Annotated in this window: 17 protein-coding genes; 9 read left to right on the forward strand and 8 right to left on the reverse strand. The window is 68.7% G+C overall.

Annotated features, from left to right (window positions below; all coding sequences use genetic code 11):
• Nucleotides 1-10 precede the first annotated feature (10 nt).
• From COA17_RS05715 to COA17_RS05725, 3 genes are all read right to left on the reverse strand, one after another.
• The gene (locus tag COA17_RS05715; RefSeq protein WP_096610899.1) at nt 11-694 is read right to left on the reverse strand and encodes a queuosine precursor transporter; all 684 of its coding nucleotides are present in this window, start codon (nt 692-694) and stop codon (nt 11-13) included.
• Between the two features lie 55 nt (nt 695-749).
• Nucleotides 750-1,028: a DUF3297 family protein gene (locus COA17_RS05720; protein WP_066487099.1), complete on the reverse strand. Its 279-nt coding sequence runs from the start codon at nt 1,026-1,028 to the stop codon at nt 750-752.
• 81 nt (nt 1,029-1,109) lie between these two features.
• Nucleotides 1,110-1,478: a hypothetical protein gene (locus tag COA17_RS05725; RefSeq protein ID WP_070321597.1), complete on the reverse strand. Its 369-nt coding sequence runs from the start codon at nt 1,476-1,478 to the stop codon at nt 1,110-1,112.
• A 138-nt stretch (nt 1,479-1,616) separates the two neighbouring features.
• Here COA17_RS05725 and COA17_RS05730 point away from each other — a divergent pair, with 138 nt between their 5' ends.
• A complete protein-coding gene (locus tag COA17_RS05730; protein ID WP_096610901.1) occupies nt 1,617-2,021 on the forward strand; it encodes an EVE domain-containing protein in 405 nt (134 codons plus the stop codon).
• A 171-nt stretch (nt 2,022-2,192) separates the two neighbouring features.
• Nucleotides 2,193-4,517, forward strand: a complete 2,325-nt coding sequence (locus COA17_RS05735; protein WP_096610903.1) for a TonB-dependent receptor — start codon at nt 2,193-2,195, stop codon at nt 4,515-4,517.
• 45 nt (nt 4,518-4,562) lie between these two features.
• Here the strand turns inward: COA17_RS05735 and COA17_RS05740 are convergent, their stop codons facing one another.
• On the reverse strand, nt 4,563-4,982 hold the full coding sequence (locus tag COA17_RS05740) for a DUF2147 domain-containing protein (protein WP_066491789.1): 420 nt from the start codon (nt 4,980-4,982) through the stop codon (nt 4,563-4,565).
• 91 nt (nt 4,983-5,073) lie between these two features.
• Here COA17_RS05740 and COA17_RS05745 point away from each other — a divergent pair, with 91 nt between their 5' ends.
• The 3 genes from COA17_RS05745 to COA17_RS05755 all read left to right on the forward strand — a co-directional run bounded on the left by COA17_RS05745 (nt 5,074) and on the right by COA17_RS05755 (nt 7,284).
• Entirely contained in the window at nt 5,074-6,375 is a 1,302-nt protein-coding gene (locus COA17_RS05745) for an Nramp family divalent metal transporter (protein WP_096610905.1), read from the forward strand.
• Between the two features lie 41 nt (nt 6,376-6,416).
• Complete coding sequence (locus COA17_RS05750) at nt 6,417-6,809, forward strand: hypothetical protein (RefSeq protein ID WP_096610907.1); 393 nt, start codon at nt 6,417-6,419, stop codon at nt 6,807-6,809.
• A gap of 103 nt (nt 6,810-6,912) precedes the next feature.
• The gene (locus COA17_RS05755; RefSeq protein ID WP_141397030.1) at nt 6,913-7,284 is read left to right on the forward strand and encodes a hypothetical protein; all 372 of its coding nucleotides are present in this window, start codon (nt 6,913-6,915) and stop codon (nt 7,282-7,284) included.
• A gap of 15 nt (nt 7,285-7,299) precedes the next feature.
• On the opposite strand, the gene COA17_RS05760 is transcribed toward COA17_RS05755, so the two are convergent.
• Both COA17_RS05760 and COA17_RS05765 read right to left on the reverse strand, forming a co-directional pair.
• Nucleotides 7,300-8,025 carry a hypothetical protein gene (locus COA17_RS05760; RefSeq protein ID WP_096610911.1) on the reverse strand — a complete coding sequence of 242 codons (726 nt, stop codon included), beginning with the start codon at nt 8,023-8,025 and terminating at the stop codon, nt 7,300-7,302.
• Nucleotides 8,022-9,236 carry a toxic anion resistance protein gene (locus tag COA17_RS05765; protein ID WP_066488426.1) on the reverse strand — a complete coding sequence of 405 codons (1,215 nt, stop codon included), beginning with the start codon at nt 9,234-9,236 and terminating at the stop codon, nt 8,022-8,024. Before COA17_RS05765 ends, COA17_RS05760 begins: the two co-directional genes overlap by 4 nt.
• A 181-nt stretch (nt 9,237-9,417) precedes the next feature.
• Here COA17_RS05765 and COA17_RS05770 point away from each other — a divergent pair, with 181 nt between their 5' ends.
• On the forward strand, nt 9,418-11,814 hold the full coding sequence (locus COA17_RS05770) for a TonB-dependent receptor (RefSeq protein WP_096610912.1): 2,397 nt from the start codon (nt 9,418-9,420) through the stop codon (nt 11,812-11,814).
• Between the two features lie 167 nt (nt 11,815-11,981).
• The gene (gene typA, locus COA17_RS05775; protein WP_066488424.1) at nt 11,982-13,805 is read left to right on the forward strand and encodes a translational GTPase TypA; all 1,824 of its coding nucleotides are present in this window, start codon (nt 11,982-11,984) and stop codon (nt 13,803-13,805) included.
• An 87-nt stretch (nt 13,806-13,892) separates the two neighbouring features.
• On the opposite strand, the gene COA17_RS05780 is transcribed toward typA, so the two are convergent.
• Complete coding sequence (locus COA17_RS05780; RefSeq protein WP_066488423.1) at nt 13,893-14,591, reverse strand: hypothetical protein; 699 nt, start codon at nt 14,589-14,591, stop codon at nt 13,893-13,895.
• On the reverse strand, nt 14,575-15,555 hold the full coding sequence (locus COA17_RS05785; RefSeq protein ID WP_096610914.1) for a M48 family metallopeptidase: 981 nt from the start codon (nt 15,553-15,555) through the stop codon (nt 14,575-14,577). The genes COA17_RS05780 and COA17_RS05785 overlap by 17 nt, the downstream gene beginning before the upstream one ends.
• Before the next feature lie 121 nt (nt 15,556-15,676).
• On the opposite strand from COA17_RS05785, the gene COA17_RS05790 reads away from it, so the two are divergent.
• Nucleotides 15,677-17,578, forward strand: a complete 1,902-nt coding sequence (locus COA17_RS05790) for a M61 family metallopeptidase (RefSeq protein ID WP_096610915.1) — start codon at nt 15,677-15,679, stop codon at nt 17,576-17,578.
• A 56-nt stretch (nt 17,579-17,634) separates the two neighbouring features.
• Nucleotides 17,635-20,580, forward strand: a complete 2,946-nt coding sequence (locus tag COA17_RS05795; protein WP_096610917.1) for a hybrid sensor histidine kinase/response regulator — start codon at nt 17,635-17,637, stop codon at nt 20,578-20,580.
• Nucleotides 20,581-20,593: the final 13 nt, after the last annotated feature.

A 20,593-nucleotide genomic window follows, 5' to 3' on the forward strand; every position in this document is an offset into this window, starting at 1 on the left:
GCAAGCGGGGTCAGCCGTCCAGCCGCCGTCCCAGGCTGACCATCAGGTAGATCAGCGGCGGCACCAGCGCGATCGACAGTACGACCTTCGCCAGCATCTGTCCCGCCATCAGCCAGCCGATCGCCGACAGCCCGAAGGCGATCGAAATGAACAGCACCGAATCGACGATCTGGCTCAGCGCGCTGGCGGTCGCGGCGCGGAACCACAGCAGCCGCCCGCCCTCGCGCCCCTTCAGCCAGGAAAAGATCGTGACGTTCAGCGTCTGCGACACGCCATAGGCGACGATCCCGCCCGCCCAGATCCACGGCGTGGCGCCCATCATCTGATTGAACGCGGCCAGATGCCCCGGGTCCATCTCCGGCGCGGGCGGCAGGACCAGCACGATCAGCGTCAGCGCCATCGAGATCAGCAGCGGCACGAACCCGATCAGCACCAGCCGGTTGGCGACCGCGCGGCCATGCAGTTCGGCGACCGCGCTGGAGGTGACGACCAGCAGCAGGAACGCGAAGATCCCCGCCTCCACCGCCAGCGGCGGCAGCCCGAACACCGGCCCCAGCCGCGAGATCGGGCCGAGCGACACCTGCTTGTTGCCCAGAACCCCGGCGATGCACACCATCCCGCCGTAGAAGATCGAGAAGGCGAACAGCGATGGCGGGATGTGGGATCGCGGGATCGGCGGGGCGGCAGGTTCCATAACGTTACCTAGCGGATACGGTCCGGGAGCGACAAGATACCCCCGGCGCGCGTCGTCACTCGCCGTCGGCTGCAGGCGCCTCTGCATCGCCCCCGGCCGGACGCTCGAACCACGCCTCGACCGGGCCGGTCAGCTTGATGGTCAGCGGGCGGCCGCGGCGGTCCATCTTCTTGCCCAGCGCGACGCGGATCCAGCCTTCGGAGATGCTGTATTCCTCGACGTCGGTGCGCTCGGCGCCCTTGAAGCGGATGCCGACGCCGCGTTCCAGCGCCGTCTGGTCGAAATACGGGCTGCGCGGGTCGATCGACAGATGGTCGGGAGGGGTATCGCTCATGGCGCGCGCTGTTGCCGCAATCGCGCGGCGACCGCCACAAAAAACGGCACGGGAACCGTCGCCCCCGTGCCGTCCTGCCGCTTACCAGCCGTATCCGTAATAGCCACGCGGCGCATTATAGTAATAATCGCGCTCATAGACCCGCGGCGGGGGCGGCGGCGCATAGTAACGCTCGCGGTACACCACGCGCGGCGGCGGAGCGTAGTAAGGATCGTTGTAATAGCCACGGTTGTAATAATAACCGCGGTCGTAATAGCGGTCGCGGTTGCTCGACGCGATCGCCGCGCCAAGGCCCAGGCCGATCACGCCGCCGATGATCGCCCCCGCCGCCGCATCGCCGCCGCGATCGCGATGGCGCCAGTAACGCTGCGCCTCCGCGGGCGCCGCAGTCGCGAGCACGGTCGCCGCCAGTGCCGCGCCGAGCGTCGCCTTCTTCCACATACCCGTCATCTCGGACTACTCCTCCGGTTCAAAGGGTTCGCGATGCTGGACTGAACGCGCAGATCGGCGAGCCTGTTGCGCCTTGTCGCCGATTCGCGCTGAACCAAACCGGAATATGGCGTTCATGGGGCGTTTAGGGAGCGTGAGATGGCATATTGGCTGATGAAGAGCGAACCGGTCAGCTACGGCTGGGACGATCTGGTCCGCGATGGCGCGACCGAATGGGACGGGGTGCGCAACCACGCTGCCGCCGCGCATCTGCGCGCGATGGCGCCGGGCGACCGCGTGCTGTTCTATCACAGCGGTGAGCAGAAGGCCGCGGTCGGCGTAGCGGAGGTGACGCGCGCCGCGCGCGCCGATGGCGATGCTGGCAACTGGGTATCGGTCGCGATCCGTCCGCTCGACGCGCTGCCCGCCCCCGTGACGCTGGCCGCGATGAAGGCCGCGCCCGCGCTTGTGGACATGGCGATGCTGCGCCAGTCGCGGCTGTCGGTCAGCCCGGTGACGCGCGCGCAATGGGACACGATCATGTCGCTGACGACGCAGACATAAATCGTCACATTTCATGATCCCGACACAATCGGGGTCTAGCGCGCCGGATAACGGGCGGGAAACACACCGGACGACCGAAAGGGACTGCCACGCCATAAGCGCGGCAGGGCGGTCGACGTGCGCGCTTTCCCCGACACGACAAGCCCGGGCCACCTTTTCAGTGAGGAACACATGCGTATCTCGACCCGCTCGACCCTGCTCGCCGGCGCCGCCGCGTTCGCGGCGCTCGTCGCCGCCCCGGTGACGGCGCAGACCACTGCCACGGCCACCACGGCGACCGCCACCGACACCACCGACCAGAACGGCCTGGGCGAGATCGTCGTCACCGCCGAGCGCCGATCGGAGAATATCCAGCGCGTGCCCGTGTCGGTCGCGGTCGTCAGCGGCGACGACCTGCGCGCCTTCCAGGCGGGCGGCGAGGATGCGCTGGCGCTCGCCGGCCGCGTTCCGGGCCTGTACGCCGAAACCACCACCGGCCGCATCTTCCCGCGCTATTACATCCGTGGCCTGGGCAATATCGACTTCTACCTCGGCGCGTCGCAGCCGGTGTCGATCATCCAGGACGACGTCGTGCTGGAGCACGTCGTGCTGAAGTCGAACCCGGTCTACGACCTCGCCAATATCGAGGTGCTGCGCGGGCCGCAGGGGTCGCTGTTCGGGCGCAACACCACCGCGGGCATCATCAAGTTCGACACGATCCGCCCCGGCCAGACGTTCGACAGCCGCATCGCCGCCAGCTACGGCACGTACAATACCGTGACGCTCGACATGGGCGTCGGCGGGCCGCTGGTGCGGGACAAGATCGCGTTCCGCGCCTCCGCGCTGCTCCAGCACCGCGACAATTGGGTCGACAACACCTTCGCCGGGACGGGCGCCGACGGCACGCGCGGCGGCAAGGACGTGATGGGCGGCTTCGACGAGCGTGACGCACGCCTCCAGCTGCTGTTCACCCCCACCGAGGCGCTGTCGGTGAACCTGTCCGGGCACGTGCGCGACTATCGCGGCACCTCGACGATCTTCCACCGCGGCGCGCTGCTGCGCGGGTCGAACAATGTCGAGGCCGAACCGCGCGACCGCATCGCGCTGGACGAGGCGGACAACAACCCGCAGGCGTATCGCACGCAGGGCGCGTCGGTGAACGCCGCGCTCGATCTGGGGCCAGCGACGCTGACCTCGATCACCGCCTATGAGCACACGGCCGGCTACAGCCGCGGCGATACCGACGGCGGCGCGGCGGTGAACTTCGGCGGCGTCGGCTTCGGCCAGAGCATGGGGCGGATCGCCGATCTGGACCAGTGGACGCAGGAAGTGCGCCTCGCCAGCAACGGCGACAGCGCGTTCAAGTGGCAGGTCGGCGGCTTCTATTTCGACAGCCGCGACATCACCGAATTCTACCAGCGCAGCTATTTCCTGTCGCCGGGCAACCCCGCGCGCAACCCGAACAACTGGGCGCGGCTGCACGACGTCAACACCAGCTGGGCGGTGTTCGGCCAGGCCAGCTACCGCATCGCCGATCGCCTGACGCTGACCGCCGGCGCGCGCTATACCGAGGATCGCAAGCGGACCGAGCTGGTGAAGCCGGTGTTCAACGCGGCGGGCACGGTCGACCAGTTCGCCGCCGCCAACCCCAGCGCGCCCAAGACGGTGCGCCTGTCGGGCAAGGAGCCGAGCTGGGACGTGTCGGCGCTGTACGAGATCGATCCGACCGCCAGCATCTACGCCCGCGTCGCGCACGGCTTCCGCGGGCCGACGATCCAGGGGCGCTCGGCGGTGTTCAACACCCCCTTCACCACCGCCGACAGCGAAACGATCATGTCCTATGAGGTCGGCGTGAAGACGCGGCCGACGTCGACGCTGCGCTTCAACGCCACCGCCTTCACCTACCGGGTCGACGACATCCAGCTGAACGGCAACGACGTCAACGGCAACGGTGTGCTGTTCAACGCCGATCACGCCAATGCCTATGGCGTCGAGGCGGAGGCCGAATGGCGCCCGATCCGCAACATCACCTTCTCGCTGGGCGCCAGCGCGATCCATACCGAGATCAAGGACAAGCGCGTCTATGCGCTGGTCTGCGCGTTCGGTGGGCTGGTGACCTGCTCCGTCAACGATCCGACGATCGTCGTGCGCGGCGGCACCTATGCGCAGATCGACGGCAACCCCCTGCCCAACGCCCCGCGCTGGCAGGCGAATGCCGCGGTCCGCTATGACATCCCGCTGACGAACAACGGCAGTCTGTTCGTGGCGAGCGACGTCAACATACAGGGCTACACCAATCTGGTGCTGTACAAGACGCGCGAATTCTACGCTGACGGCAATCTGGAGCTGGGTCTGAAGGCTGGCTACGTCACCGCCGACGGGAAGTACGAACTCGCCGCCTTCGCGCGCAACATCACCAACGAGAAGAACCTGAAGGGCGTGATCGAGAACTACAATGCCGCGGTGTTCAACGAACCGCGCATCGTCGGCGTCTCGTTCGCGGGCCGTTTCCGCTGATCCAGAACCCGCCGCCCGGTCGCGTGACCGGGCGGCGGGGCTGCGTCACTTCGCCGGGCGCCACGTCTGCGTCTGGCAGAAGAAGGCGATGCAGCCCTTCACCTTCAGCGACCCGTCCGGGTTGCGGGTCACGATCGACTTGTACGTCTTGCCGTTGCGCGGGTCGTAGATGCGCCCGCGCCAGTCGCTGCCGGCGTCGGTGAAACCGGACAGGATCGGCATCCCCAGGATCGGGCGCGTGCGCAGCGCCGGATCGGCATTGTTGACGTCGGTCTTCGCCGCGCCCGGCTCGCTCTTCAGGATGGTGGCAAGCCGACCGCACACGGTATTGCCGCACGGCCCCACCACGATCACCCCTGCCCCGTCCTCGGTCAGGTAGCGGCCGGCGATCGGCGTCGCGGCGACGGCGGGGTTGACGATGGCCGTGGTAAGCGCGGCGGCGGCGAGCGGGAGCAGGGGCTTCATGTCGCTGACGTGCGACAATCGCGCGCGTCGCGCAACACCCGGTCGGCATCACGGTTGAAACCACGGGCGCTCTCCCGCATTCAGGCAGGCGATGACCGCCCGCGCCCGCTCGCTCGACGACAGCTTCGCATCCGTCCCCGTCCCGCGCGGCGCGGGGTTCTGGCGGCGGCTGATGGCGTTCGTCGGCCCCGGCTGGCTGGTCGCGGTCGGCTATATGGATCCGGGCAACTGGGCGACCGACATCGCCGGCGGATCGGCGTTCGGCTACACCCTGCTCTCCGTCGTGCTGCTGTCGAACCTGATGGCGATCGTGCTGCAATCGCTGTCGGCGCGGCTGGGGATCGGCGCGGGGCTGGACCTGGCGCAGGCGTGCCGCCGGCACTCGTCGCCCGCGCTGCGCTGGCTGCTGTGGGCGCTGGCGGAGGTCGCGATCATCGCGTGCGACCTGGCCGAGGTGCTGGGCACCGCGATCGCGCTCAAGCTGCTGTTCGGGCTCCCGCTCGTCTGGGGCGTGGTGGTCACCGGGCTGGACGTGTTCCTGATCCTGGCGCTGCAACGCTACGGCTTCCGCCGGCTGGAAGCGTTCATCGCCAGCCTGCTGATCGTCATCGCGGGCTGTTTCGCGCTCGAACTGTTCTGGGCGCGGCCCGACTGGATCGCGGCGGCGGGCGGGCTGGTGCCGCGGGCGGAGATCGTCACCAATCCGGCGATGCTCTATCTGGCGATCGGCATCCTGGGCGCGACGGTGATGCCGCATAATCTCTATCTCCATTCCTCGATCGTGCAGACCCGCGCTTATGGTGAGGGCGAAGCCGACCGGCGCGAGGCGCTGTCGATGGCGACGATCGATTCGACGGTCGCACTGGGGCTGGCGTTCTTCATCAACGCCGCGATCCTGATCCTTGCCGCCGCCGCCTTCCACAGTGCCGGCCGGTTCGAAGTGGCCGAGATCGAGGATGCGCACGCGCTGCTCGCGCCGATGCTGGGGGTCGGCGGCGCCAGCGTGGTGTTCGCGATCGCGCTGCTCGCCAGCGGGCAGAATTCCACCGTCACCGGCACGCTGGCCGGACAGATCGTGATGGAGGGGTTCCTCGACATCCGCCTGCCGGTGTGGCTGCGGCGGCTGGTGACGCGCGGGCTGGCGATCATTCCCGCAGTGGTCGTCGTGGCCGGTTCGGGCGATCGCGGCGCGACCGACCTGCTGGTGCTCAGCCAGGTGATCCTCAGCCTGCAACTGCCGTTCGCGGTGATCCCGCTGGTCGCCTATACTGCCGACCGCCGCCTGATGGGCGGTCTTGCCGCACCGCGCTGGCTGTCAGTTCTGGCGTGGGGGATCGCAACGGTGATCGTCATATTGAATGGTTATCTTTTGTGGGGATATGTCGCCGGCTGACGGCGTGCCACCGCAACGGCCGTTCAAGGGAGAGGTCAGGCGTGTCGATCGACGCATATTCCATCAACGTCGATCCGTCGCGCCATCTGGTCGATATCGCGGTCCGCGGGCTGTGGACCGTGGAGACGGTCTCGCGCTATCGCACCGACATCGCGCAGGTAATCGGCACGCTGCGTGCGCACGGCTGCGCGGTCGGGCAGCATCTGACGCTGCTCGATATCACCGGCTTCATCGTCCAGGTGCAGGAGGTGACGGCGCTGCTGGCGGGAATGGCGGCCGAACCCGAATTTGCCACGCGCTGCGCCGCGATCGTGGTCGAGGCGCCGTTACTGCGGATGCAGGCGCGGCGCGTCCTGCCGCACTATGGCGTGTTCGCCGAACGCGGTCCCGCGCTGGAATGGCTGCTCAGCGATCGGCCAGCCGCACCGGAATGATTCACGCCGGCATGTCCCTGCCGCAGGGATGGCGCGCGACCGGACGTCGGTGATATTAGACAACATAATCGGCACGTTAGCGGCCCCGCATAGGAGAGGATTGGTGACGCCGGACGCCTTTTTCCGCATCGACGTGAACCCGGCGCGAGAATTCGTCGAGATCGCGCTGTCCGGGCTGTGGAGCACGGACACGATCCGGCGCTTCGAAACCGACCTGCGTCGCCGGCTGCTCGATCTTCCCGCGATCGGGCGGCAGCGGACGCTGTTCGACCTCACCGGCTTCATCGTCCAGGTGAAGGAGGTCGCCGCCGGCTTCGAGCGGCTGGCGGCGGATCGCGGGATCGCGTCGCGCCGGATCGCGGTGATCGGCGCCGCGCCGCTGCTGCGGATGCAGACTCGCCGCGTGGCGCCCGACTACGGCCTCTTCACCGATCGGGCGGCCGCGATGGAATGGCTGTTCGCCGACGCCGCCTGAACCGCGCGCACCACCTCATTCACCCTGGTATTTGATCTCCAGGAACCGGCTGCGCGTTTCCAGCGTGTCCAGGTCGCCCTGCGCCAGTTGCGCGCTCATCTCGCCGATCTCGCGCTCGATCACCGTCAGGCCGTCGATCAGCTGCTGGTCCGGGGTGCGTCCGTTGCGCGGGGTGCCGCGCAGCGGCACGGGCACGCGCTGATAGTCGCGGACGAAATCGGGCAGCTGCTCGCCCACCAGCCGCCGCACGTCGGCCGCCGCCGGACTGTCTTCGTCCAGCGCCGCCAGCTGGACGCCCAGCGTGTCGAGCCGCTGGTCCAGCCGATCGAGCAATGTCACCGCCGGCGCGGGCAGCGACGGGCGCTGCGCCTCCAGCCAGCGCGCGGTCTGCATCGGCAACGCCTTCAGTTCGGATCGCGCAATCCGCTCGGGCGTGGGCACCGGGGTGGCGGGGGCGAAGGCGATCGCCAGCGTCACCGCCGCCATCAGCATCATCACCGCCAGCGCGCCGAACATCCCCAGCGGCATCACCACGCCACCCACCACGCCCGCCGCGATCAGGATGATGAGGTTGGCCACCGCGATGAACGCCGCACGCTGCGCCAGCCCACCGCGCCCGCGCCGCGGACGGCGCTGCAACGGGATCAGCCCGCCCGTCACGTCGCGTCCCGCCACCCGGTCCGACGCGCTGCGCGCCGCCGCCACCGCCTGGTCGGTCTCTCCGCTCGGCGGCAGCGTCACAGCGCCTCCAGCTTGAACTGGTCGGCCGGCCCGGCGACGCGGTTCTGCGCCGCGCCCTCGGCCCGCGCGATATAGCCCTTGGACTTCTCCACCTCGTTGCCCAGCGTGGTGACGGTGGTCTTCATGCTGTCCAGCGCCTTCAGCTTGAACGTGTCGATCGCGTCCATCGTGTCATAGATGTTCTGGAACGCGCGTTGCAGCGTTTCCAGCGGGATCGTGCTGGCGGCCGCCTGTTCGTGGATCTGCGCGGTGTTCTGGCGCAGCAGCTTGCCGGTCGAATCGATGATGTTGGCGGTGGTGGTGTTCAGCTGGGTGATCTGTTCCAGCACCAGTTTCTGGTTGGTCAGCGCCTGCGCCACGGTGACGGCGGTGCGCAGCGCGGCGACCGTCGTGGTGCTGGCGCGGTCGACGCCCTTGATCAGCTCGACGTTGTTCTTCTTGACCAGGTCCAGCGCCAGATAGCCCTGCACCGTCACCGCCATCTGCGTCAGCAGGTCCTGCGTGCGCTGGCGGGCGTAGAACAGCGCGGTCTCGCGGATCGCCTTGGCCTTGGCCGGATCGGTCGCGTCCAGCTCGTTGGCCTTGTCCTCCAGCCGCGCGTCCATCGTGCGCGACAGATGGATCATCTGTTCCAGCCGCCCCATCGCGGTCCACAGGTTGGCGCGCTCGGTATCGATCGCGGCATTGTCCATCAGCAGCTCGTCCTTGCCCGACCCAAGGCTCTTCAGGATCGAGCTGATGTGCGTCTGCGACGATTTGTAGCTGTCGAAGTAATTGCGCATCTTGTTGCCGAACGGGATGATTCCGAACAGCTTCTGCGGCGCGGTCAGATTGCCCTTCTTGCCGGGGTCCAGGTCCTCGACCACGCGGCGCAGTTCGGCTAGGTCCTTGCCCACCCCGCTGTCCTGGTCCATCGCCTTGACCGGGCGGTCGAGGAAGCGGTTGGACTGACCCGCCGCGTCGCGAATCTCCTTCTGCCCCATCGCCGTGATCGCATCGACGCGCTTGCCGAATTCCGGGCTGTTGACGTCCTCCGCCACCAATTGCCCGACGAATTCGTCGACGCGCCTCTCCAGCTCGCTGCGGGTCCCCTGATCGACGGGCACCAGCCCGGCGGCGCGTTCGGCCTGTACCGTTGGGATCGGGTCCGGCGGGGTCAGGACCAGCGCGGGCTCGGCCGTTGCAAGTGCCGTGTCGGGCGTCGTCGCCATGAACCTTCTTCCTTCGCTTCGCGTGCAGGCGCATTGTCCACCGACCGCGCCCCCGTTTCAACCGTATTAGCGATGTAAGACGCCGCGATGGCGGTGTCGAGAGCGCGCCGGAGACACGGATGTGTCACGGAGTGCCGCTAGCGGCACTCTCAACACACGATAATCATCGGGGGATCATTCCATGTCGCGCCTTCTCTCCGGCAGCGTGGCCACGTTGCTGCTGACCGTTTCCGTGCCCGCCTTCGCGCAAGGGGCGTCGCAGTCGCCCGGCCAGCCCGGCACGGCCAACGGCGACGACATCATCATCACCGCACAGAAGACCGAACAGCGGATCGAGGACGTGCCGCTGACCGTGTCGGCGGTCACCGCGCAGCGGATGGCGGACATTGGCGTCAATTCGCTGGCCGAAGTGGCGATGTACGTGCCGGGCCTGCGCATCCAGGAGCAGAGCGCGAACAACCCCGGCGTCGTGATCCGCGGCATCACCTCCGACAGCGGCTCGGCGCAGCAGGGCGCGCGCGTCACGCTCTACTACAACGGCGTCGACATCTCGCGCTCGCGCGGCGCCTATCAGGACCTGTACGATCTCGAACGGGTCGAGGTGGTGAAGGGGCCGCAGGCGACGCTGTTCGGCACCGCCGCGGCGGTGGGTGCGGTCTCGATCATCTCGGCCAAGCCGCGCGCCGGCTTTTCCGATGCGATCACCGCGACGTACGGCAATTACAACCGCACGCAGGTGACCGGCTTCGTCAACGCCGGCAGCGATGTGTTCGCGGCGCGGCTGGGCTTCGGGGTGAAATATCGCGACGGCTATGTCCGCAACATCGCGGGCGACCCCAACGTCCCCAACCAGAACCAGGGCCGCGTCGACCAGGACGACCTGTACGGGCAGAAGCAGGCCGGCGCGCGCCTGTCGCTGCGCTATACGCCGACCAACGCCGTCACCGCCGACCTCGTCCTTACCTATGACGGGCAGCGCAACACCGGCACCCCGTTCAAGAGCCGCGTGTTCGCACCGACCGGCGGGCAGACCGGCGACTTCGGCGTGGCCGAACTGTCCGGCTCGCCGTACAGCGCGCAGGTGCTGGGCGCGCGCAAGCTGGGGCTGAAGCGCGACGTCTATGACGCCAACCTGACCGTGTCGGTCGATCTGGCGCCCGGCGTCACGTTCACCACCGTGAACGGCTATCGCAAGTTCAACAGCAACGAGGTGTTCGACGCCGACGGCGGCCCGGCCTGGTATCTGGAGTTCGCCGAGGACGCGCAGGGCGACCAGTGGAGCCACGAAGGCCGCTTCAACTTCGAAGGCGATCGCTATCGCGCCTCGTTCGGCTGGAACGGCTTCTTCGAGGACGGTTTCCAGCGCGTGCCCTTCTCGACCGAGGAAGGCACGTACCTGGCCTGCTCGGTGTCGCCGACCTTCGCGCCGATCCGCGCCGCGCTCAACGCCGCCGGGCTGCCGACCGGCACCGCCTGCGTCGCTGCCAACGGCACCATCCCCGCGACCCGCGCCACCGCGCTGCTGACGCGCGGGGCGGCGACGCAGATCCCCTATGCCTCCACCTTCGCCAATTATGGCCGCAACGACGCCTATTCGGTGTTCGCCGACGCCACTTGGTTGCCCACGCCGGCGCTGGAGTTGACCGCGGGCGCGCGCGTGCTGATCGAAAAGCGCCGCTCGGGCTATGAGAACGTCCAGCCCAATTCGCGCATCCTGGCTGGGCTGGGCATCTTCAGCAGCCTGCTGGGCACCGCCAATACCGCCGGGCGCCGATTCACCGCCTCGCAGAGCTATTCGGCGATCCTGCCGCGCTTCAACGCGCTGCTGCGGGTCTCCGACACGCTCAACCTGTACGGCACCGTATCGAAGGGTCGCCGTTCGCCGGTGGTGCAGGTCGACGCGCAGAGCGCGGGCGGCGTCGTCATCCCGCGCGTGCAGCTGGTACCCGAGGAAAACGTCTGGAATTTCGAGGCCGGGGTGAAGATCGCCAGCCGCACGCTGACCGGCACACTGTCCGCCTTCTACCAGAGCTATCGCGGGTTCCAGGTGTCGGTGATCGGCAGCGACGGCATCGCCCGCACGCAGAGCGCCGGGTCGGCCAAGAACCCCGGCGTCGAGCTGGAGGCGACGTGGCGGCCGGTCTCGGCGCTGTCGCTCTTCGGCGCCTTCGCCTATCTCGACGGGAAGATCGACCGCAACAACAGCCTCGCCCCCGCCTTCTCGGGCGCGCGCTTCCGGTTGCAGCCGCAATACACCGCCTCGGGCGGCGCGACGCTGCGCCTGCCGCTGGGTGAGGGCATGACCTTCTACGCCACGCCCTCGGCTACCTATCAGAGCAAGGTGTTCTTCGAACTGCCCAACAGCGAGGCGATCAGCCAGGGCGGCTATACGCTGGTGAACGCGCGCGCCGGGGTGGAGCTGGCCGAGGGCCGCTACACGATCGGCGCGTTCGCGCGCAACGCGCTCAACAAGCGCTACCTGCTCGACGCCGGCAACACCGGCGGCGGGTTCGGCGGGCCCACCTACATTCCGGGCGAGCCGCGCTTCTACGGCGTCGAACTGTCGGCGCGCTACTGACGGCAGCGGCCACCCGCCCTCCCTCTCCCGTTGGGAGAGGGAGGGGGCGCGAAGTGGCGGAAGGGTGAGGGCGACGACTCTGCCCCACTGGCGCTCGCGTCAACTTTCGGCTAAGGGCGCCGGCGATAACAGCCTGCGGCGCTCGCGGGCCACCCTCAGGAACCCGTATGAACCTGCGCAACATCGCCATCATCGCGCACGTCGATCATGGCAAGACGACCCTCGTTGACCAGCTCTTCCGCCAGTCCGGCACCTTCCGCGACAACCAGCGGGTCGAGGAGCGGGCGATGGATTCGAACGACCTGGAAAAGGAGCGCGGGATCACCATCCTGGCCAAGCCCACCTCGATCGAGTGGGAAGGCGTGCGCATCAACATCGTCGACACCCCCGGCCACGCCGACTTCGGCGGCGAGGTGGAGCGGATCCTGTCGATGGTCGACGGCGTCATCCTGCTGGTCGACGCGGCCGAGGGCGCGATGCCGCAGACCAAGTTCGTGACCGGCAAGGCGCTGGCGCTGGGCCTGCGCCCGATCGTCGTCGTCAACAAGGTCGACCGCTCCGACGCGCGCATCCAGGAAGTGCTGGACGAGGTGTTCGACCTGTTCGTCGCGCTGGAGGCGAATGACGAACAGCTCGACTTCCCGGTCCTCTACGCCTCGGGCCGCAATGGCTATGCGTCGGAGGACATGGACCGTCGCGAAGGCACGCTGACCCCGCTGTTCCAGAAGATCGTCGATCACGTGCCGCCGCCGTCGCTCGATCAGGACGCGCCGTTCAGCTTCCTCGTGACGCTGCTCGACCGCGACAACTTCCTGGGCCGCATCCTCACCGGCCGCGTCCAGTCGGGCGTGGTGAAGCTGAACCAGCCGATCCATGCGCTCGACAACCAGGGCAATGTGATCGAGACCGGCCGCGCGTCGAAGCTGATGAGCTTCCGCGGGCTGGAGCGCGTGCCGGTCGAGGAAGCGCGCGCGGGCGACATCATCTCGCTCGCCGGCCTGACCGTCGCGACCGTGGCGAATACGATCGCCGACACCTCGGTCTCGACGCCGATCCAGGCGCAGCCGATCGACCCGCCGACGCTGTCGATGCGCTTCGCGGTCAACGATTCGCCGATGGCGGGGCGTGAGGGCACCAAGGTGACCAGCCGCATGATCCGCGACCGCCTGATGCGCGAGGCGGAAACCAACGTCGCGATCAAGGTGACCGAGGCCGCCGACCGCGACAGCTTCGAGGTCGCCGGGCGCGGCGAATTGCAGCTGGGCGTGCTGATCGAAACGATGCGCCGCGAAGGGTTCGAGCTGGGCATCAGCCGCCCGCGCGTGCTGTTCGGCGAGGATGAGAACGGCAAGAAGACCGAGCCATACGAAACCGTCATCATCGACGTGGACGAGGAGCATTCGGGCACGGTCGTCGAGAAGATGAACCTGCGGAAGGCCGAGATGACGGACATGCGCCCGTCGACCGGCGGCAAGACCCGCATCACCTTCTCCGCGCCCAGCCGCGGCATGATCGGCTATCACGGCGAGTTCCTGTCGGACACGCGCGGCACCGGCATCATGAACCGGCTGTTCGAGAAGTACGGCCCGCACAAGGGCAATATCGAGGGGCGCAAGAACGGCGTCCTGATCTCGAACGGCGCGGGCGAGGCACAGGGCTATGCGCTCGGCCCGCTCGAAGATCGCGGCATTCTGTTCGTCGGCCATGGCGAGGCGCTGTACGAGGGCATGATCATCGGCGAGAACGCCAAGACGGATGACCTGGAGGTCAATCCGATGAAGGCGAAGCAGCTGACCAACTTCCGCGCGTCGGGCGGCAAGGACGATGCGATCCGCCTGACCCCGCCGAAGAAGATGACGCTGGAACAGGCGATCGCGTACATCGACGACGACGAGATGGTCGAAGTGACCCCGAAGTCGATCCGCCTGCGCAAGCGCCACCTCGACCCGCATGAGCGCAAGCGCGCCAGCCGCGCGAAGGAAGCCGCATAAGGCCCATGACCCCGGTGGACGATCGTCCACCGGGATTTTTTCATGCGCTACGCCGGTTAGAGCGGTTTCCGACCGATCTAGCTGCCTTCAGCGCGAGAGGTCGCGCAGGTCGAACGCCGCCGGTCGCGGGGTGCTTTCCAGCTGCCAGCCGCCATCGCGTAGCGCCAGCCGCTCGGTCGCCTCGCCCTCTTTCGCCAACTGCTGGGGCAGCCACGGCCAGATCGCGGCGACCGCCGGATGGCGCGTCCATTCGGGCACGTCGGTCAACCGGTAGCGATAGCGGATCGTACCCGTGCCCATCATCGGATCGGCATCGGTGACCGACGCGTCGGTCACCTCGACCTTTCCGTAGCAGATCAGGCCCGGCACTCCGCCCTCGTCCGCCGCCGGCGCACGGAACGTCGCCGCCCCCGCCGCGGTCGGGACGAAGCGGAGCGCGGCCTGACCGCCGCCTGCGCCCGGCAGCCGGCTTTCTCCGGCGGGGCGCAACAGCCCGGCCTGCACCAGCGCGGTGGCGCGGCGGCGATCACGGGCGCTGTCGGTCGACACATCCCACGGCATCGCGAAGAACGCGCCGCACGCGGGCTGCGCGGCGAAGCGGCGGTCGAGCAGCGAACGCGCGTCCGCGGCGGTCGGCGGCGCCGGCTCCGACGGGTCGTGCGCCTCGCCCTGGATCGGCGCCTGCGCCGAATTGCCGCCATTCCCCGACGAACAGGCGACCACCAGCGCCAGCAACGCGGCCGACGCCAGCGACCGGACCGTTATCGGATCATTGCAACGGGGCATCGCGACGCTCCAGCAGCGGGGGAAGATACGGGGTCGGCGCATCGGCGGGCATCGTCGCCAGTTCGCGCTCGATCGCGGCGGCCCGCGCGGCGGACGAGGGGTGCGTGCGGGCGCGGAACAGCCCGCCGTCGATCTTCCCGCCCTGTTCGCGCCAGAAGGTGACGGCGATGTGCGGATCCCAGCCGGCATTGCGCATCAGATACGCGCCCATCAGGTCCGCCTCGGTCTCCGTCTCCCGGAACAGCCGGCCGTTGCGCCCGAATTCGGACAGCATGCCCCAGCGCACGCCCGCCGCCTCCAGCCGCGCGCGATGGCGCAGCACCGCATGGCCCAGTTCGTGCGCCACGACGACCGCGATCTGATCGTCGTCGAACAGCTCGAACAGGCGCCCGCCCACCTGCACCACCTGTCCGTCGGACGAGGCGCCCAGCTTGTTGCCGGCCAGCACCTCGAACTCGACCCGGCATCCGGCCACCGGGGTGACGGTGATCGTTCGCGCCGCCGTGCCCACCCCGCGGCGGATCGTGAGCGGCAGCGGCGCACCGACCGGACGCGCCGCGATCAGCGCCTGCGCCGCATTGCGGGTCGCGCTGGTCACCGTCCCGGTCGCCGCCGGCGCGGGCACCGCGGTCCCGGCGACCGCCAGCAGGCCGTCATTTTCCTCAAGCCCGGCGCGCGCCGCGGGGGTATCGGGCAGTACCAGCTCGACCATCACCGGGGCGGGATAGCTGCCGCCGGCGGCGACATCGGCGGGATATTGGTCGATCGCGTGCAGCGTCGCGCCGGTCACCGGCTGCGTATCGCGGCACAGCGCGGCATTGGCGGTGGTCAGTCGCCACGCGATCGCCGCCAGCCGCCGGTCGACCTCCAGCAGCGACGGCGCCGTCTCCCCCACCCCCGCCGCCGCCGGCATCGCAGGAACGACCGCCAGCATCAGCGCCAGCCCAATACGCCACTTCGTCATGCATGCCTTCTGCCCCGGATCGGCCCGGCACGGCAATGGCCGGGCGCCTCGCGCGAAATTCACGTGACGGCCGGCGCACGCGCGGGATAGCAGGGACGACGGGATTTCAGGGGATAGGACGATGCGCATCCTGACACGACCGGCCGCGCTGCTGCTGCTGGCCTTCGCGACGCCGATACCCATCGCGGCGCAGACGCCCGACACCATTGCCTCCACCGCCGATGACGCGCCGGTCCGCTACGACATCTCCTTCCCCGATGCCGCGCATCATCAGGCGCGCATCGTCGCCACCTGGCGCGGCGTGCCGGCCGGGCCGCTGCGCGTGCAGATGTCGCGCTCCTCGCCGGGACGCTATGCGCTGCACGAATTCGCCAAAAACGTCTACGCCGTCTCCGCGACCGATGGCGCGGGCCGCGCGCTGCCACTCACCCGCACCGATCCCTATGGCTGGAGCGTGGCGGGCCACGATGGCACGGTGCGCATCACCTATTCGCTGTACGGCGATCGCGGTGACGGCACCTATGCGCAGATCGACACCACCCACGCGCATCTCAACATGCCCGCGACGATCCTGTGGGCGACCGGCTATGACGATCACCCGATCGACCTGACCTTCACGCCGGCCGCGCCGGACTGGACCGTCGCGACCCAGCTGGCGACAACGAACACCCCCGGCCGCTATCGCGCCGCCAACCTGCAATATCTGATGGACAGCCCGACCGAGCTGTCGCGTCACGACGTGCGCGAATGGCAGGTCGGCGACGGCGCCGATCGCTACACGATCCGGCTGGCGGTGCATCATCCCGGCACCCCGGCCGACGTGGATCGCTTCGCGGAGCAGGTGAAGGCGCTGATCCCGCAGCATCGCGCGCTGTTCGGCGAATGGCCGCGCTTCGACCATGGCAGCTATACGTTCATCGCCGATTACATGCCGCAGGCGAGCGGTGACGGGATGGAGCATCGCAACTCCACGATCGTCACCGGCACCGCGCCGCTGGACGGCAGCAACACCGCGCAGCTGGGCACGGTGGCGCACGAATTCGTCCATGCCTGGAACGTCGAGCGGCTGCGCCCGGCGGAGCTGGAGCCGTTCGACTTCACCCGCGCCAATCCCACCCCGTCACTGTGGTTCGCGGAGGGGTTCACGCAATATTACGGCCCGCTGCTGATCCGCCGTGCGGGCCTGTCGACCACCGATGCATGGCTGGCGGATATGTCGCAGACGCTCGACTATGTCGTCAACGCGCCCGCGCGGCAGCTGGCGGGGCCGATGGAGATGAGCCTGCGCGCGCCCTTTGCCGATGCCGCGACCTCGATCGATCCGGTCAGCCCCAACGTCTTCCTGTCCTATTACCCCTATGGCGCGGTGGTGGCACTCGCGCTCGACCTGTCGCTGCGGCGGCAATTCCCGAAACTGACGCTCGACGACTACATGCGGCTCTTGTGGCGCACCCATGGCCGCACCGAAAAACCCTATGTCACCGCCGACCTGCGCAGCGCGCTGGCGCAGCTGACCGGCGATGCCGCCTTCGCCCACCGCTTCTTTGCCCAAACGGTGGAGGGTCATGCACTGCCCGACATGGCGCCGCTGCTGGCGCAGGCCGGGCTGCTGCTACGCCCCGCCCACCCCGCGCGCGGCTGGATCGGCACGCGCGCGGCGAACGCGACGCCCGCGGGCGAGGTCGTGCTCGCCGCCGCGCCGCCGCCCGGTTCGCCGCTCTATGTCGCCGGCGCCGACAAGGGCGACCGGATCGTCGCGCTGGGCACGACGCCGCTCGCCACCGTTGCCGATTGGGACGCGGCGCTCGCGCGGCTGGCGCCGGACAGCGACGTCGCGGTGCGCTTCGTCCCCCGCGACGGGCGCGAGCGGCAGGCGACGCTGCGCGTCCGGCCCGATCCGGCGCTGGAGGTGGTCCGCGCGGAGGCAGCGGGCGTCCCGCTGACCGCCGGGCAAAGGCGCTTCCGGAATGCCTGGCTCGGCGGGCCATCGGCCGACCGGCAAGAAACAACCGTTCGACGTTAGTCGCTTAGCTTGCGTCAATTGTTGACGGCAACCGACAGCGGTATCACACACCGGTCATGAGCACGTTACATTCGCGTAGTGCCGTGGGTGCGGTCTGGCCCGTCGGCGGCGGCGAAGCGGGAACATTGTTGCGCGCTTTCGACTGGTCGGGCACCGCACTGGGGCCGATCGACGGCTGGTCGCCCACGCTGCGCACCACAGTGTCGAACGTCCTCAACTCGCCGGTGCCCAAGGTGCTGATGTGGGGGACAGACCACATCATGATCTATAACGATGCCTATGCGGTGATCGCGGGCGCCAACCACCCCCGCGCGCTGGGCGGCACGGTGCCGGGCATCTGGCCGGAAATCTGGGACTGGAACCGCGTCATCCTGGAACGCGGCTTGCGCGGCGAGGTCCAGTCGTTCCGCGACCAGCCGATGACGCTGCTGCGTTCGGGCGTGCCCGAACAGGTCTATCTCGACCTGTTCTACACCCCGGTGTACGAGGAGGGCGGCACCGTCGGCGGGGTGCTGTGCACCCTGCTGGACAATACCGACCGGCTGCAGCTGGAACGCCGGCTCGCGGCGAGCGAGGCGGAATTGCGCGCCGTCACCGATGTGCTGCCGGTGCTGGTCGCGTTCATCGATCGCGATCACATCTATCGCTTCGCGAACGAATATTACCGCGAGTGGTTCGGGCTTACCCCGGCGCAGGTCGTCGGTCGCCATGCGCGCGAGGTGATCGGGGAAGCGAACTATGCCGCGCGGCAGTCCATGATGGACCGCGCACTGGCGGGCGAAACGATCGCGTCCGACGCGACGATCCAGCATGGCGACGGCGGCTGGCGCCGCGCCGACGTGCGCTACCTGCCGCGGCGCGAGGCGGACGGCAGCGTCTCGGGCTTCCACGTGCTGGTGTTCGACGTCGAGGAACGCGCCCAGCGAGAACAGGCGCTGGCCGCCGCCAACGCCCGTTTCCGCGCGGCGATGGACGCGATGCACGGCGTCTTGTGGACCAACGACGCCGCCGGCCGGATGATCGGCGAGCAACCCGGCTGGGCGGCGCTGACCGGGCAGAGCGAGGCGGAATATCGGGGCTATGGCTGGGCCGATGCGGTCCACCCGGACGACGGCCCGCCGACGATCGCGGCGTGGGAGCGCGCCGTCGCCGCCAAATCGACGTTCGTGTTCGAACACCGCGTCCGCTCCGGCGACCAGTGGCGCACCTTCGCGATCCGTGCGGTGCCGCTGCTGGACGATGCGGGGGAGATCGTCGAATGGGTGGGCGTCCACACCGACATCACCCACCGTCGTGCGGCAGAGGCGGCATTGCGCGAACATGCCGAGCAGCTCGAACGCCAGATCCTGCATCGCGAGCGCGCCGAGGAACAGCTGCGCCAGCTCAACGAAAATCTCGAGGCGCGCGTCATCGCGGAAATCGCCACCCGCCGCGATGCCGAGGCGAAGCTGGCGCAGGCGCAGAAGATGGAGACGGTCGGCAAGCTGACCGGCGGCGTCGCGCACGATTTCAACAATCTGCTGCAGGTCGTGTCGGGCAATCTGCAATTGCTGGCCAGGGATATCGCGGGCAATCCGCGGGCGGAGGCGCGCGTCGCCAACGCGCTGGCGGGCGTGGCGCGCGGATCGCGGCTGGCGGCGCAGCTGCTGGCGTTCGGCCGGCGCCAGGCGCTGGAGCCGAAGGTCGTCAACGTCACCCGCTTCGTCCAGGGGATGGAGGACATCCTGCGCCGCGCGATCGGCGAAGGGGTGGAGATCGAGACCGTCTTCGGCGGCGGCCTGTGGAACACCTTCATCGACCCCGGTCAGATCGAGAATGCGCTGCTGAACCTGGCGATCAACGCGCGCGACGCGATGGAGGGCCAGGGGCGGCTGACGATCGAACTGGCCAACGCCCATCTCGACGACGAATATGCGCGCACCCATGACGAGGTGACACCCGGGCAATATGTCATGCTGGCAGTCACCGACACCGGCAGCGGCATGGCACCGGACGTGCTGGAAAAGGCGTTCGAACCGTTCTTCTCCACCAAGGCGGAGGGCAAGGGTTCGGGGCTGGGCCTGTCGATGGTCTATGGCTTCGTCAAACAGTCCGGCGGCCATGTGAAGATCTATTCGGAGATCGGCCACGGCACCACGATCCGCCTCTATCTGCCGCGCGCGATGGAAAGCGAGGACGTCGAGGTCGCGGTCGATACCGGCCCGATCACCGGCGGCACCGAAACCGTATTGGTGGTGGAGGATGACGACGAGGTGCGCGCCACCGTCGTCGAGATGCTCACCGACCTGGGCTATCGCGTGCTGAAGGCGGTAGACGCGCAAAGCGCGCTCAACGTCATCGAAAGCGGCATCCCGATCGACATGCTGTTCACCGACGTCGTGATGCCCGGCACGCTCAAAAGCCCGGAACTGGCGCGCAAGGCGCGGCAGCGGCTGCCCGACCTGGCGGTGCTGTTCACGTCGGGCTACACCGAAAACTCGATCGTCCATGGCGGGCGGCTGGATGCGGGCGTCGAGCTTCTGTCCAAGCCGTACACGCGCGAGGCGCTGGCCCGGAAATTCCGCCACGTCCTTGCCAATCAGCGCCAGCGCAGCCAGTCGGTCGGTCGCGCGGCGATCGCCCCGCCCCCGCTGCCCGCCGCCACCGGCATGACCGTGCTGCTGGTGGAGGACGACCCGCTGATCCGAACCGCGACCGCGGAGGCGTTGCAGGAAGGCGGGCATATCGTGATCGAGGCCGCCAGCGCGGAAGAGGCGATGGCCACCCTGCAGACCGTCCCCGTCGCGGTGCTGGTCACCGACATCCATCTGCCGGGCACGTCGGGGATCGAGCTGGCGCAGCGCGCGGAGGTGATCCGTCCCGGCATCCGCGTGGTGGTGGCCAGCGGCGACACCGGCGGGGTCGCCCCGCGACTGCCAGGCGCGCTGCTGCTGACGAAGCCGTACAATGCCGAACGCCTGCTGGCGGCGGTACGCGGCGAGGGGCCCGGCCGCGCCGTGTGAGAATCGCGCGGGC

The sequence above is a fragment of the Sphingomonas ginsenosidimutans genome (genome assembly GCF_002374835.1).
GTDB lineage: Bacteria > Pseudomonadota > Alphaproteobacteria > Sphingomonadales > Sphingomonadaceae > Sphingomonas > Sphingomonas ginsenosidimutans.

What these genes read in the sequence shown, in the direction of transcription:
- COA17_RS05715 (WP_096610899.1), bottom strand. Translation starts at nt 694, where the DNA reads ATGGAACCTGCCGCCCCGCCGATCCCGCGATCCCACATCCCGCCATCG.
- COA17_RS05720 (WP_066487099.1), bottom strand. Translation starts at nt 1,028, where the DNA reads ATGAGCGATACCCCTCCCGACCATCTGTCGATCGACCCGCGCAGCCCG.
- COA17_RS05725 (WP_070321597.1), bottom strand. Translation starts at nt 1,478, where the DNA reads ATGACGGGTATGTGGAAGAAGGCGACGCTCGGCGCGGCACTGGCGGCG.
- COA17_RS05730 (WP_096610901.1), top strand. Translation starts at nt 1,617, where the DNA reads ATGGCATATTGGCTGATGAAGAGCGAACCGGTCAGCTACGGCTGGGAC.
- COA17_RS05735 (WP_096610903.1), top strand. Translation starts at nt 2,193, where the DNA reads ATGCGTATCTCGACCCGCTCGACCCTGCTCGCCGGCGCCGCCGCGTTC.
- COA17_RS05740 (WP_066491789.1), bottom strand. Translation starts at nt 4,982, where the DNA reads ATGAAGCCCCTGCTCCCGCTCGCCGCCGCCGCGCTTACCACGGCCATC.
- COA17_RS05745 (WP_096610905.1), top strand. Translation starts at nt 5,074, where the DNA reads ATGACCGCCCGCGCCCGCTCGCTCGACGACAGCTTCGCATCCGTCCCC.
- COA17_RS05765 (WP_066488426.1), bottom strand. Translation starts at nt 9,236, where the DNA reads ATGGCGACGACGCCCGACACGGCACTTGCAACGGCCGAGCCCGCGCTG.
- COA17_RS05770 (WP_096610912.1), top strand. Translation starts at nt 9,418, where the DNA reads ATGTCGCGCCTTCTCTCCGGCAGCGTGGCCACGTTGCTGCTGACCGTT.
- typA (WP_066488424.1), top strand. Translation starts at nt 11,982, where the DNA reads ATGAACCTGCGCAACATCGCCATCATCGCGCACGTCGATCATGGCAAG.
- COA17_RS05780 (WP_066488423.1), bottom strand. Translation starts at nt 14,591, where the DNA reads ATGCCCCGTTGCAATGATCCGATAACGGTCCGGTCGCTGGCGTCGGCC.
- COA17_RS05785 (WP_096610914.1), bottom strand. Translation starts at nt 15,555, where the DNA reads ATGACGAAGTGGCGTATTGGGCTGGCGCTGATGCTGGCGGTCGTTCCT.
- COA17_RS05790 (WP_096610915.1), top strand. Translation starts at nt 15,677, where the DNA reads ATGCGCATCCTGACACGACCGGCCGCGCTGCTGCTGCTGGCCTTCGCG.
- COA17_RS05795 (WP_096610917.1), top strand. Translation starts at nt 17,635, where the DNA reads ATGAGCACGTTACATTCGCGTAGTGCCGTGGGTGCGGTCTGGCCCGTC.